This window comes from Citrobacter sp. C5_2 (assembly GCF_014596845.2).
In the GTDB taxonomy this organism is placed as follows: Bacteria; Pseudomonadota; Gammaproteobacteria; order Enterobacterales; family Enterobacteriaceae; genus Citrobacter; species Citrobacter werkmanii.
In genome coordinates, this window is sequence record NZ_CP115032.1 from 3,717,267 (window position 1) to 3,728,867 (window position 11,601).

Below are 11,601 nucleotides of genomic sequence, written 5' to 3' on the forward strand. Positions count from 1 at the left end.
ATAATTGTAATTTTTCGTGATATGACGATGAAATCTTTTTTAGACTAGATTATAGTTAAATCATCAGGAGTCGCGGGCAAGTTCCAGGTAGTTTGTTGTATCCATCCCGAAGGTGTTCGGTTAGTTTAAGCCACGAAGAAGGGGATGCGTTATGGATGAATACTCACCCAAAAGACATGATATCGCGCAGCTTAAATTTCTCTGCGAAACTCTGTATCATGACTGTCTTGCAAACCTTGAACAAAGTAACCATGGCTGGGTTAACGACCCTACCTCTGCAACCAGCTTGCAGCTCAATGAACTGATAGAGCATATTGCAACCTTCGCACTTAATTATAAAATTAAGTACAATGAGGACAATAAGCTGATTGCGCAGATAGATGAATACCTGGATGACACTTTTATGTTGTTCAGCAGTTATGGTATTAATACGCAGGATCTGCAGAAATGGCGGAAATCAGGTAATCGACTGTTTCGCTGTTTTGTCAATGCCACCAGGGCTAATCCTGTTAGTTTGTCTTGTTAAAAATTATTACAATCATAGGTAAGAGTTATGTCTGATAAACCATTAACTAAAACAGATTATTTGATGCGCCTGCGACGCTGCCAGACAATTGACACGCTTGAGCGCGTTATTGAAAAAAATAAATATGAATTGTCCGACAACGAACTGGCTGTATTTTACTCAGCAGCGGATCACCGTCTTGCTGAATTGACCATGAATAAGCTCTACGACAAGATTCCAACTTCCGTTTGGAAATTCATTCGCTAATTGCTCTCGAGGTTAAGTCAGGTATAGCGGGACATTTGTTTGTCTGACTGACCATTTTCGTATTTACAATGGTTATTTAATTCAAATCATGTGATTACGATCACAGCGAATCAACGGGAACGTTCCCCTTGCTTGCATTGCGTTTTACTGTGCTGAAATGATCATCAGGACACAGGGAATTCGTAATGAGTAAAGAAAAGCAAAAAATGATCGCCGGCGAACACTATCGCCCGGCAGATGAAACGTTGCGCAACGACCGACTACGCGCTCGTCAGTTGACTCACCGCTACAATCTCACCTCGCCAGAGGCAAAAAGTGAGCGTCAGGCCATCCTGCATGATCTGCTGGGTCAAAGCGAAGGTGCATATATTGAACCCTCTTTCCGTTGTGATTACGGTTATAACATCTATCTCGGTAAAGAATTTTACGCCAACTTCGACTGCGTCATGCTTGATGTCTGTCCAATCCATATTGGCGACAACTGCATGCTGGCACCCGGCGTCCATATCTATACCGCGACACACCCTCTGGATGCGACCGAACGCAACAGTGGCCTGGAGTTCGGAAAGCCCGTGACTATCGGCAACAATGTCTGGATAGGTGGCCGCGCAGTGATCAATCCCGGCGTAACGCTCGGTGATAATGTCGTTGTAGCCTCTGGCGCGGTGGTGACGAAAAGCGTTCCGGCAAACAGCGTAGTCGGCGGTAATCCCGCGAGGATCATCAAAACGCTGTGATCTAAAATGTAACTGTTATGCTAAATTGCGGTTAATCTGTTACTACCTTCAGCAGGTATCCCCTTTTAAAATAGGGCGATCGCTCCTGAATTTTGCAGATATCACGAAGGCAAGAGATGACAGAAATACAGCGCCTGCTTACCGAAACAATCGATGACTTAAATATTCGCGAGAAGCGCGACAACAAACCGCGCTTTAGCATCAGTTTTATTCGCAAACATCCGGGGCTGTTTATCGGTATGTATGTGGCATGGTTTGCCACGCTGGCGGTAATGCTACAGTCAGAAACGCTGGTCGATTCGGTATGGCTGCTGGCAGTACTGTTTGTCATACTTAACGGCTTTTTCTTTTTCGACGTGGCGCCGCGTTATCGCTATGAAGACATCGACGTCCTGGATTTCAGAGTTTGTTATAACGGTGAATGGTACAACACGCGTTTTGTTCCCTCCTCACTCATCGACTCTATTTTGCACTCCCCTTCCGTTGATAGCGAGCATAAAACACAACTGCAAAAGATGATTTCACGTAAAGGCGAACTCTCGTTCTACGATGTGTTTACGCTCACCCGCCCGCAGGCCAGCCAGTAATTTCGCCTCTGACATAAAAAAGTGCGTCCCTGTGAAGGAAACGCACTTTAGCCCCTGAATGCCGGCAAAGAAATTAACGTCTTTTTTTACGGCCCTGTACCGCTTTAAATCGCGGATTTGTTTTACAGATAACATACAAACGCCCTTTGCGTTTCACTATCTGGCAGTCAGGGTGCCGCTGTTTTGCGCTGCGAAGCGAATTGAGTACCTGCATTTTAACCTCGCTTAGCGCCAATAAAATGACCAAAACGTTTCTGGAAGCGGGCTGCGCTACCTTCGTTGTCAAAGGTCTTTTGTTTTCCGGTGTAATACGGATGTGACTTAGAAGAGATATCAAGGGTCACATACGGGTACGTTTTCCCCTCGAACTCAATCTCACGTTCGGTTTTGATGGTCGAACCGACCTTAAAGTATTCATTGGCACTGGTATCGTGAAACACCACGGTACGATAAAAAGGATGGATATCCGGTTTCATGGCAACCTCAAATTGTTACGTTATAACATAACCATTAAAGTACACCACTCGTATTTAAATCACAACCTGATTTACGCTACGGGCAAACAAACGGGGTGATAAGTGGCCCTAAATATATGATGCCAATCGAATAGCTTTTTCGGCTTTCGGATATACTTTCCTTACGCTGTGTTAATAAGGATATCATTGTGACAACACGACATCTGATAAGCCTGGTGACAGGGGTGCTGTTTCTTTCTATCCTCGCCCCCGTAGGTTTAAGCATGTGGCTGGCACATCGTCAGGTCGAAACAAAGTTTATTGATGAACTCGATATGTTCTCAACACGAGTCGCATTGCGCACAGAACGCGTCGGCGAGCAGGCCAGGAAAGCATTACGCCACATAGAGTCCTTTCAGGGAGTGCCTTGCAGTGATGAGCATCTGCTGGAAATGCGTCGCTTGTCATATAGCTATCGCTATATTCAGGAAGTGCTGTATCTCAAAGACAATGTTCCGCAATGTTCATCTCTGGAAAAAAACAGCCAGGCTGCCGCATTTCCACCAGCAATGAAAGTCACGCCGGATGGATATCGCGCATGGCTTACTACGCAAAATGATTTGGGCATCAAGCGTTTTATGGCAGCTTTAGGTAGCGAGCATTATGTCGTGATGGTCGATCCGGGTTCCTTTATTGACGTCATCCCGTTTGGCTCATGGCCAATCGAAGTCACTATCATTGGCACCGCGCGCAACGTGGTGGTTGCCAGTAGCGCCGCGCTGCCATCGGACGTTTTGCAGCATGTAAAACAAGAACATTCGATCACTCATTTTCAGAAAGATAGCAATATTTTTAATGCCCGCCCCTTTCCTGAACTGGGCATCACGATCGTCACCTGGGCATCTACCCTACCATTACAAAAAACCTGGCACCGACAAGCCCTGATCTGGCTCCCGGCCGGGATTATCATCGGCCTGCTTACCGCCGCCTTTATTCTGCGCATTTTGCGTCGCTTACAGTCCCCCCATCACCAGTTGCAGGATGCTATCCAGCATCGGGATATCAAAGTCCATTACCAGCCCATTATTTCGCTAACAACGGGAAAAGTGGTCGGGGCAGAAGCACTGGCCCGTTGGCAGCAGGCCGATGGGAGCTATCTGTCGCCTGAAATTTTTGTCGCGATGGCGCAGGAGACCGGACTGACAAAACCCCTCACGCGTTTGATAATTGAAAGCGTATTTGACGATTTAGGAAAATGGCTGCGTCAACACCCGGATCAGCATATCTCCATTAACCTTGAGTCAGCCGATCTGGCTTCTGAAACCCTTCCCGCTCTGTTAGGCCAGAAGGTAAAGCACTGGCAGCTTAATCCAGCGCAAATCGCGCTGGAACTGACCGAACGCGAGTTTGCCGATCCGAAAAACAGCGCGCCGTTTATTGCTAAATATCGTCAGGCGGGACATTCAATATACATCGATGATTTTGGAACCGGCTATTCCAGCCTGAGCTATTTACAGGATCTGGATGTGGACATCCTGAAGATCGATAAATCCTTTGTTGATGCCCTGGAGTACAACAACGTGACGCCGCATATCATTGAGATTGCCAAAACGCTGAAGCTGGAAATGGTGGCAGAAGGTATCGAAACTGAAAATCAGGCAGCCTGGCTACGCCAACATGGCGTGCAGTACGGTCAGGGCTGGCTTTACAGTAAAGCACTGCCAAAAGCGGAATTTATTCTGTGGGCTGAAAAACGGCTGTGACATGGCTGTTGATGTTGAGATGGCTGGCGGCACGCCGCACAGCCAGTCACATCACTCGTCCATAATGGGCGCAAATCCGCCGTAGATCATTCGTTTGCCATCAAATGGCATAGACTCACCGAATTCCTTCATACGGGGATCGGACATCATCTTCTGATTCGCCGCATCGCGGACCTCTTTGGAAGGGTATTCAATCCAACTGAATACCACCTCTTCATCATCCTGCGCTTTCACTGCCATGCGAAAATCGGTTAATTTGCCGTCGGGGACATCATCTGCCCAGCACTCCACCACGCGTAATGCGCCGAACTCCTTGAAAAGCGGAGCTGCTTTCGCCGCCATCGCAATGTACGCCTCCTTGTTTTCAGCGGGTACGGCAACGACAAAACCATCAACATACTTCATGAGAAAAACCTCCGAAGTGTACTGCGCAGCAAGCCGATTCTGGCCGCGTCAGTCGAGGTTAAGTTTAGTCGCCAGCAGGCGATCGTGCCCCAGGTTCACTCCTGACTCGGATACGCGACTGTGGCTGTTGGCGAAACCACGGCAGGCAAATCTGAATTAACGGCCCAATAGCCAGCGCATACAATACCGTGCCAACCCCCACGGTTCCCCCCAGCAGCCAACCAATAAGCAACACTGACACTTCAATTGCGGTGCGAATGCGTCGTACTGGCCATCCGGTACGCGCGTGAATACCGGTCATCAGGCCGTCCCGTGGACCCGCGCCAAAACCAGCGCCAATGTATAAACTGGTGGCTAATGCATTCAGGATCACCGCGGTCACCAGCAGGACGCTGCGCGCCGGCAGGGATTCGAATCCCGGGATCATCACCAGCGCGGCATCTGCCGCCAGCCCAATCATAATAACATTGCTCAGGGTGCCAAATCCGGGACGCTGGCGTAGCGGTATCCACGCCAGCAGCACCAACACGCCTACGACAATAATCACCACGCCGATATTCATCGACAGTAAATTGGCTACTCCCAGATGAAACACGTTCCACGGATCGGCCCCTAAATCGGCGCGAACAAACATGGCCGTCGATACACCGTACAGCGCCAGACCGATATACAGCTGAAGTAAACGACGCAGCATGCTTTTTCCCCTCTCACTCTCAGATAGCTTTCATCTTCCCCGCAATTGGCACTATGATTAACGTCCAGTTTTCAAAAAGTGGACTGCTATGTCATCTCGCCGTTATGGAAGTCAGTCTTTGCAGCGCCTGCTCGGCCACTGGCAGGAAAGCCCCTCGCGAACGCCCCTCTGGCGACAGCTGGCAGAAGCGCTACGTCTATTGATTCTCGATGGTCGGCTGGCGCTGGATAGCCGTTTGCCCGGCGAGCGTGAACTCGCTGCCGTTCTGGAAGTGAGCCGAACCACTGTCGCCAGCGCGATGGCGCAACTGCGTGAAGAAGGCTATCTGGAGAGCCGTCATGGGAGCGGTTCGCGGGTTATTCTGCCGGAACATATTCGCCATGTGCCAACGCGAACCAGCACTGGCACAGCGCTTGATTTGTCCACGGCAGCGCTCAGTGCCGGTCCCGAAATTCATCAGGCTTATCAGCAAGCGTTGTTTGCGATGCCGCAGCATCTGCTGAGTTCCGGGTATCTGCCGCAGGGGCTGCCAGCTTTGCGTGAATCCATCGCCCGGCATTATTGCGAGCGCGGACTCCCAACGCAGCCCGATGAAATAATGGTGGTAAATGGTGCGGTCAGCGGTCTGGCGCTCATCCTGCGTTTGCTGACAGGTCCTGGCGATCGCGTCGTCGTTGATCACCCCACGTATCCACTGGCGATTGCCGCTATTCAGGGCGCATCCTGTCGACCCGTTGGCGTGTCGCTACCCGGGCAGGGTTGGGATACGGCGGGTCTGGTCGCCACTATCGCGCAAACGGCGCCCAGAATGGCCTACCTGATGCCGGACTTCCACAACCCGACCGGGCGTTGTATGGACGCCGCAACCCGCCAGGTCGTGGCGGATATTGCCGAAAGAACACGTACGACGTTGGTCGTCGATGAGACGATGGTGAACCTGTGGTACGACGCCCCGCCACCACCGCCGCTTGCCGCGTTCAATCACGATGCCCCAATCATTTTACTGGGTTCGGCAGGGAAAAGCTTTTGGGGAGGATTACGTTTGGGTTGGATTCGGGCTTCGTCACGAACAATTGCCGCCCTGGTACAAACCCGCGACACTTTCGATTTGGGCTCTCCGGTACTTGAACAACTCGCCACCCGTTGGTTGTTGGATAACGCCGGGCGCTTTCTGCCTGACAGAAGACGCTTGCTGACATCGCAGCGCGACCTGTGCTCCAGCCTGATGAATATGCATTTCCCGGAATGGCAGTTTACCCAACCACAAGGAGGACTCTCTTTCTGGGTCGAACTGCCCGATACGCTGGCGACGCTCTTTGCTGCGCGCGCCGAAAGCGCGGGGATTCAGTTAGGAACCGGTACGCGCTTCGGCCTCGATGGCGCATTCGATCGTTTTTTGCGCATGCCCTTCACATTGCCGGATGATACAGCACGCGCCGCCTTCAGGGTGTTGCAACCCATTTGGGATAACCTGCGTTTGCAGGCCAGCAGCGGGAAAATGCGCAAAATAATTTAAGCGACAGGCCAAAGGACCCGCTTTTGTATGTTGTGACGGACAACAACGTCCCGGCACAATTACAACTGCGGAGGAACCGGAAAACCTTTCAGGGAAATCACAAAATTCTCACCGTCCTTCTTAATTTTTGCCCCGGCATCACACCAGTCGGAAGCAATACGGAAGAACTCATCGCTGCCGACATTCCAGCTCAGGCGAACATGTTTCACATAGCCAGATCGCAGCAATTCACAGGCTTCGCTGTAATTACAGGCGGTTGAGAACGATTGTTGTTTCATTTTTTCTTCTTCAGTAATCTACGCAATGCTTTGATTTCTTTAGGAGTCAGTGCATCAACGACGGATTCTTCCGTATGCTGGCTGTCGATATCCTCAGCGGAGACTCCCGCCTCTTCAACGGCGGAAAAGGCGATCAGCAGCAGCTTTTCCGTCGCGACACTTAGATTTTCATTATGCACTTCGGCGTAATGACGAAGTTTTTCTTTCAGCGCTTCATCAATTTTGACATTCAGTACAGCAGTCGACATTGTAAAAAGTCCTTGTGATCGGCGACGGTAAAAGCGTCAAACAACATCCCCGAAACACATTGACAGCATTTGATGACAATAAAATGACAATACAGTGACAAAGAAAAAGAAGATAAGCAGAAGGAAATTGCCGGACGGCAGAATTGGGTGGGGGCCCTGCCAGCTACATCCCGGCACACACGTCATCTGCCTTGGCTGCTTCCTTCCGGACCTGACCTGGTAAACAGAGTAGTGTTGCGGGAGAACCAACAGAGCCCCCATTGAGAGCGTTGTTAACCAACGCGCAGGCGCATTATCACTGGTGTACCCTGTAAATGCAACCCATCCAGCATCGGATGCTGTTTTCTTGCGCAATGCGGCTTCACTCACTCGCCATTCAGGATTATGCTGAAGGATTAGCGCAGGAATAAATGATGGATATACAAGACACTTTCCCCCAACGCGTCTGGCAAATCGTCGCGTCAATCCCCGAAGGATTCGTCACCACCTATGGCGATGTCGCCAGACTTGCCGGATCGCCGCGCGCTGCGCGCCAGGTGGGCGGCGTACTTAAGCGTCTCCCCGAAGGTAGTTCCCTGCCCTGGCACCGGGTCGTCAATCGCCACGGCGCTATTTCATTGACGGGCCCCGATCTGCAACGACAACGTCAGGCGTTGCTGGCAGAAGGGATTGTCGTTTCCGGCAGCGGGCAAATCGATTTACAGCGCTATCGCTGGGTGTACTAACCCTCTCCTCATGGAGAGGGTTACGACTGCTTTAGTACTGCGTGGGAGCAGGAACGGCTGAAGACGGAGTCACCTGGGTTGGTGAAGTCGAAGGCACCGTGGTGGTTGCGCCGCCGCCAGCATTAAGCGGGACTGCGGTCTGCTGCACGGGAACCAACGTCAGGTCGGCTTTCGTCCCGCCCTGATTGATAACCGTCTGAACGGTATCGGTTATAAAGACCAGTTTGCCATTCACCGTAATTGCCGCACTCAGCAGAATACGCGCGTTGGGCTGAATATCTGCCGGGTTAAACGGTAATACAAAGCTAAATGGCGCTTGCTTGCCTTCAGTACGCACCGCTTTTTGCGACAACACTTTTGATGGCGCATCGGCCAGCGACGCATCCGACAGCGTGACAGTTAGCACAGCATCCGGTGGCAAGGCCACTTTCTGGCGGATCCATACTGTACCAGATACATTCGGCTGTTGAATTTTAGACTGTGTGTCAGAAATTGACGTATTAGGGCTTGGCGCAGGTGTCTGAATATCTGCACTTTTATCGGCGCAGGCCGCCAGAGCGACTGCAACCGCTAAACCACTTACCATGTGCACGAGTTTCATTAAATTCTCCTTATCATCTATGCACCAGCGAGAACTTTCCTCGCCAGAAGAGTGGTTAACAAAAACATAACGTGATTAAGTGTGGCACAAGACAGCTGTTTTTGCCTGTAATAGGCCAGTAATTCAGACAATTGCACCCATCGGACCACTTTTAAAATTGCGTTATACTCTGCCTAACTCGCGCGACATCGATATCACCTGGAGAGCTCCTATGAGTCTGGCACTCAAAAATTTGCTGACACTGTTAAATCTGGAAAAAATTGAAGAAGGGCTCTTTCGCGGCCAAAGTGAAGACTTAGGGTTACGTCAGGTTTTTGGCGGACAGGTTGTCGGTCAGGCGCTGTATGCCGCGAAAGAAACCGTTCCGGAAGAACGTCTGGTGCACTCCTTTCACAGCTACTTTTTACGCCCCGGCGATAGCCAAAAACCCATCATTTATGATGTAGAAGTCCTGCGTGATGGTAACAGCTTCAGCGCGCGCCGCGTTGCCGCAATCCAGAATGGTAAACCCATTTTTTACATGACCGCCTCCTTTCAGGCACCAGAAGACGGGTTTGAACATCAGAAAACCATGCCGGATGCGCCGGGTCCCGATGAGCTGAAATCAGAAACAGAAATTGCCCGCTCAGTGGCGCATCTTCTGCCACCGTTATTGAAAGAAAAGTTCATCAACGATCGTCCGTTGGAAGTGCGCCCGGTGGAGTTTCATAACCCCTTAAAAGGTCATGTCGCACCTCCGACCCGCCAGGTATGGATCCGCGCTAACGGTGAACTTCAAGACGATCTGCGCGTCCATCAGTATCTGCTGGGTTATGCCTCTGACCTGAACTTCCTGCCCGTCGCGCTGCAACCGTACGGGATTGGTTTCCTGGAAAAAGGGATTCAGATCGCCACCATTGACCACTCAATGTGGTTCCATCGTCCGTTCAATATCAATGAATGGCTGCTGTATAACGTCGAAAGTACTTCCGCCTCCGGCGCCCGGGGCTTTGTGCGCGGGGAATTTTATACGCAGGATGGCGTGCTGGTCGCTTCTACCGTACAGGAAGGGGTCATGCGTAATCGTAATTGATGTCTTATCCGGCCTACAGGCTACATCGTTGTAGGCCGGATAAACGTTAGCGCCATCCGGCATATTGAGAAATCAGGCGTTGTAGGCGTTCTCGCCGTGACTGTTCACATCCAGACCTTCGCGTTCCTGCTCTTCTGGTACGCGCAGACCCACCGTCATATCCGCCAGCTTATAACCGATGAAGGCCACCACGCCGGACCAGACGATGGTAATCGCCACGCTTTCCAGTTGCACCAGCAGCTGATGCCCCATGGTCACGCCCTCGGCAAAACCTACACCACCCAGCGAGCTGGCGGCAAAAACCCCGGTCAGGATACAGCCGACAATGCCGCACACGCCGTGAACACCAAACACGTCACACGGATCGTCCACGCGCAGAAAACGCTTCAGCATCGTCACTCCCCACAGGCCCGCCAGACCGGCTGCCACGCCAATAATCAACGCGCCGCCGACACCGATATAACCACATGCAGGCGTTACGCCAACCAGACCCGCAACGGCCCCAGAACAGGCCCCCAGCAGAGACGGTTTACCGCGCAACGCCCATTCCCCGAAGATCCACCCGAGGATGGCGGCAGCGGTGGCGACCACGGTATTGACGAAGGCCAGCGCAGCGATTTCATTCGCCGTGCCCGCAGAACCGGCATTAAAGCCAAACCAGCCAATGTAGAGAATGGCGGTGCCAGTGAAGACCATCGGCAGGTTATGCGGCTTAAAAGCTTCTTTACCAAAACCGACGCGTTTGCCAATCAAATAAGCCCCCACCAGACCGGCTATCGCCGCGTTGATATGTACAACCGTCCCGCCAGCAAAATCCAGTGCGCCATGAGAAGCCAGCAAACCGCCGCCCCAGACCATGTGGGCTATTGGGATGTAAGACAGCGTTAACCACACGACCACAAAAATCAGTACCGCCGAGAAGCGAATACGCTCAGCCAGCGCCCCAACGATAAGCCCAACGGTGATACAGGCGAAAGAGCCCTGAAAAGCAACGTGAATATACTGGTAGAAGCTCCCCGTGACCGCCGTCAGCGCAATGTTCTTCAGTAATACCCAGTTGAAGTTGCCGAAGAAATTATTCCCTTCGCCAAAGGCCAGTGAATAGCCATAAACCACCCATAAAATACAGACCAGGGCAAATGTCACCGTCACCTGAGTCAGCATCGACAACACGTTCTTACCGCGAATCAAACCGCCGTAAAACAGCGCAATGCCAGGAATGGTCATAAACAGCACCAGCGCGGTACAGATCATCATAAAAGCGTTATCCGCTTTATCCGCGACCGCCGGTGCCGCCATCGCCAGTCCCGGCAACAGCGCCAGTGAAGCCATACCTGTTTTCATCGTTGCTATCTTCATTTTTTGGTTTCCTATCACTGTGTGCCAGACGTTACAGTGCGGCTTCGTCAGTTTCGCCGGTACGAATACGAATCACGCGTTGCAGCTCGGCGACAAAGATTTTGCCGTCGCCAATTTTTCCGGTGTAGGCCGCCTTGCTGATGACATCGATCACTTCATCCAGTTGGTCATCGGCAATCGCCACATCAATCTTCACCTTGGGCAAAAAATTGACGCTATATTCAGCCCCACGGTACAGCTCGGCATGACCTTTCTGTCGGCCAAACCCCTTCACTTCGGTGACGGTCAGCCCCTGAATACCAATAGACGACAAGGCTTCGCGGACGTCTTCCAGTTTGAACGGTTTGATTACCACGGTAACCAGCTTCATAGATCCCCTCCAGTCAGAA

At 51.5% G+C, this 11,601-nt stretch carries 16 protein-coding genes, 1 other RNA gene and 1 pseudogene; 8 read left to right on the forward strand and 10 right to left on the reverse strand.

The window, feature by feature from the left end; translation table 11 throughout:
* The first annotated feature begins 151 nt into the window (after positions 1-151).
* From tomB to ICA20_RS18135, 4 genes are all read left to right on the forward strand, one after another.
* Positions 152-526, forward strand: a complete 375-nt coding sequence (gene tomB / locus ICA20_RS18120) for an Hha toxicity modulator TomB (protein ID WP_003021733.1) — start codon at positions 152-154, stop codon at positions 524-526.
* Between the two features lie 27 nt (positions 527-553).
* Complete coding sequence (locus ICA20_RS18125) at positions 554-772, forward strand: HHA domain-containing protein (RefSeq protein WP_002892050.1); 219 nt, start codon at positions 554-556, stop codon at positions 770-772.
* Positions 773-957: 185 nt separating this feature from the next.
* Positions 958-1,509 carry a maltose O-acetyltransferase gene (maa, locus tag ICA20_RS18130; protein WP_038638337.1) on the forward strand — a complete coding sequence of 184 codons (552 nt, stop codon included), beginning with the start codon at positions 958-960 and terminating at the stop codon, positions 1,507-1,509.
* A 116-nt stretch (positions 1,510-1,625) separates the two neighbouring features.
* Complete coding sequence (locus ICA20_RS18135; protein ID WP_038638334.1) at positions 1,626-2,096, forward strand: YlaC family protein; 471 nt, start codon at positions 1,626-1,628, stop codon at positions 2,094-2,096.
* Positions 2,097-2,169: 73 nt separating this feature from the next.
* On the opposite strand, the gene ykgO is transcribed toward ICA20_RS18135, so the two are convergent.
* Positions 2,170-2,310, reverse strand: a complete 141-nt coding sequence (ykgO, locus tag ICA20_RS18140; RefSeq protein ID WP_005125190.1) for a type B 50S ribosomal protein L36 — start codon at positions 2,308-2,310, stop codon at positions 2,170-2,172.
* Between the two features lies 1 nt (position 2,311).
* On the reverse strand, positions 2,312-2,572 hold the full coding sequence (locus tag ICA20_RS18145; protein WP_038638331.1) for a type B 50S ribosomal protein L31: 261 nt from the start codon (positions 2,570-2,572) through the stop codon (positions 2,312-2,314).
* A 188-nt stretch (positions 2,573-2,760) separates the two neighbouring features.
* Between ICA20_RS18145 and ICA20_RS18150 the strand changes: the two genes are divergently transcribed.
* Positions 2,761-4,314, forward strand: coding sequence for an EAL domain-containing protein (locus tag ICA20_RS18150; RefSeq protein WP_038638327.1), 1,554 nt, complete (start codon positions 2,761-2,763; stop codon positions 4,312-4,314).
* Positions 4,315-4,365: 51 nt separating this feature from the next.
* Here ICA20_RS18150 and ICA20_RS18155 read toward each other — a convergent pair whose 3' ends face one another.
* Positions 4,366-4,719, reverse strand: coding sequence for a DUF1428 family protein (locus ICA20_RS18155; protein WP_038638323.1), 354 nt, complete (start codon positions 4,717-4,719; stop codon positions 4,366-4,368).
* A 64-nt stretch (positions 4,720-4,783) separates the two neighbouring features.
* Entirely contained in the window at positions 4,784-5,413 is a 630-nt protein-coding gene (locus ICA20_RS18160) for a membrane protein (RefSeq protein ID WP_038638321.1), read from the reverse strand.
* Between the two features lie 88 nt (positions 5,414-5,501).
* Here ICA20_RS18160 and ICA20_RS18165 point away from each other — a divergent pair, with 88 nt between their 5' ends.
* Positions 5,502-6,929 carry a PLP-dependent aminotransferase family protein gene (locus ICA20_RS18165; protein ID WP_038638318.1) on the forward strand — a complete coding sequence of 476 codons (1,428 nt, stop codon included), beginning with the start codon at positions 5,502-5,504 and terminating at the stop codon, positions 6,927-6,929.
* Between the two features lie 59 nt (positions 6,930-6,988).
* On the opposite strand, the gene ICA20_RS18170 is transcribed toward ICA20_RS18165, so the two are convergent.
* The 3 genes from ICA20_RS18170 to ffs all read right to left on the reverse strand — a co-directional run bounded on the left by ICA20_RS18170 (position 6,989) and on the right by ffs (position 7,706).
* Positions 6,989-7,207: a hypothetical protein gene (locus tag ICA20_RS18170; protein ID WP_038638314.1), complete on the reverse strand. Its 219-nt coding sequence runs from the start codon at positions 7,205-7,207 to the stop codon at positions 6,989-6,991.
* Positions 7,204-7,455 carry a hypothetical protein gene (locus tag ICA20_RS18175; protein WP_038638313.1) on the reverse strand — a complete coding sequence of 84 codons (252 nt, stop codon included), beginning with the start codon at positions 7,453-7,455 and terminating at the stop codon, positions 7,204-7,206. Before ICA20_RS18175 ends, ICA20_RS18170 begins: the two co-directional genes overlap by 4 nt.
* A gap of 154 nt (positions 7,456-7,609) precedes the next feature.
* Positions 7,610-7,706, reverse strand: an RNA gene (gene ffs / locus ICA20_RS18180) — signal recognition particle sRNA small type.
* A gap of 84 nt (positions 7,707-7,790) precedes the next feature.
* On the opposite strand from ffs, the pseudogene ICA20_RS18185 reads away from it, so the two are divergent.
* A pseudogene (locus ICA20_RS18185) lies at positions 7,791-8,180 on the forward strand (MGMT family protein).
* Between the two features lie 31 nt (positions 8,181-8,211).
* Here ICA20_RS18185 and ICA20_RS18190 read toward each other — a convergent pair.
* A complete protein-coding gene (locus ICA20_RS18190) occupies positions 8,212-8,781 on the reverse strand; it encodes a YbaY family lipoprotein (RefSeq protein ID WP_038638307.1) in 570 nt (189 codons plus the stop codon).
* A 211-nt stretch (positions 8,782-8,992) separates the two neighbouring features.
* Between ICA20_RS18190 and tesB the strand changes: the two genes are divergently transcribed.
* On the forward strand, positions 8,993-9,853 hold the full coding sequence (tesB, locus tag ICA20_RS18195) for an acyl-CoA thioesterase II (RefSeq protein WP_038638304.1): 861 nt from the start codon (positions 8,993-8,995) through the stop codon (positions 9,851-9,853).
* 72 nt (positions 9,854-9,925) lie between these two features.
* Here the strand turns inward: tesB and amtB are convergent, their stop codons facing one another.
* Both amtB and glnK read right to left on the reverse strand, forming a co-directional pair.
* Positions 9,926-11,212: an ammonium transporter AmtB gene (gene amtB / locus ICA20_RS18200; RefSeq protein ID WP_038638301.1), complete on the reverse strand. Its 1,287-nt coding sequence runs from the start codon at positions 11,210-11,212 to the stop codon at positions 9,926-9,928.
* A gap of 31 nt (positions 11,213-11,243) precedes the next feature.
* A complete protein-coding gene (glnK, locus tag ICA20_RS18205; protein WP_006685697.1) occupies positions 11,244-11,582 on the reverse strand; it encodes a P-II family nitrogen regulator in 339 nt (112 codons plus the stop codon).
* Positions 11,583-11,601 lie beyond the last annotated feature (19 nt).

Excerpts from the sequence above, each read along its gene's own strand:
- ICA20_RS18190 (WP_038638307.1), bottom strand. The coding sequence starts at position 8,781 with ATGAAACTCGTGCACATGGTAAGTGGTTTAGCGGTTGCAGTCGCTCTG.
- ICA20_RS18125 (WP_002892050.1), top strand. The coding sequence starts at position 554 with ATGTCTGATAAACCATTAACTAAAACAGATTATTTGATGCGCCTGCGA.
- ICA20_RS18170 (WP_038638314.1), bottom strand. The coding sequence starts at position 7,207 with ATGAAACAACAATCGTTCTCAACCGCCTGTAATTACAGCGAAGCCTGT.
- maa (WP_038638337.1), top strand. The coding sequence starts at position 958 with ATGAGTAAAGAAAAGCAAAAAATGATCGCCGGCGAACACTATCGCCCG.
- ICA20_RS18175 (WP_038638313.1), bottom strand. The coding sequence starts at position 7,455 with ATGTCGACTGCTGTACTGAATGTCAAAATTGATGAAGCGCTGAAAGAA.
- glnK (WP_006685697.1), bottom strand. The coding sequence starts at position 11,582 with ATGAAGCTGGTTACCGTGGTAATCAAACCGTTCAAACTGGAAGACGTC.
- tesB (WP_038638304.1), top strand. The coding sequence starts at position 8,993 with ATGAGTCTGGCACTCAAAAATTTGCTGACACTGTTAAATCTGGAAAAA.
- amtB (WP_038638301.1), bottom strand. The coding sequence starts at position 11,212 with ATGAAGATAGCAACGATGAAAACAGGTATGGCTTCACTGGCGCTGTTG.
- ykgO (WP_005125190.1), bottom strand. The coding sequence starts at position 2,310 with ATGCAGGTACTCAATTCGCTTCGCAGCGCAAAACAGCGGCACCCTGAC.
- ICA20_RS18145 (WP_038638331.1), bottom strand. The coding sequence starts at position 2,572 with ATGAAACCGGATATCCATCCTTTTTATCGTACCGTGGTGTTTCACGAT.
- ICA20_RS18160 (WP_038638321.1), bottom strand. The coding sequence starts at position 5,413 with ATGCTGCGTCGTTTACTTCAGCTGTATATCGGTCTGGCGCTGTACGGT.
- ICA20_RS18135 (WP_038638334.1), top strand. The coding sequence starts at position 1,626 with ATGACAGAAATACAGCGCCTGCTTACCGAAACAATCGATGACTTAAAT.
- ICA20_RS18165 (WP_038638318.1), top strand. The coding sequence starts at position 5,502 with ATGTCATCTCGCCGTTATGGAAGTCAGTCTTTGCAGCGCCTGCTCGGC.
- tomB (WP_003021733.1), top strand. The coding sequence starts at position 152 with ATGGATGAATACTCACCCAAAAGACATGATATCGCGCAGCTTAAATTT.
- ICA20_RS18155 (WP_038638323.1), bottom strand. The coding sequence starts at position 4,719 with ATGAAGTATGTTGATGGTTTTGTCGTTGCCGTACCCGCTGAAAACAAG.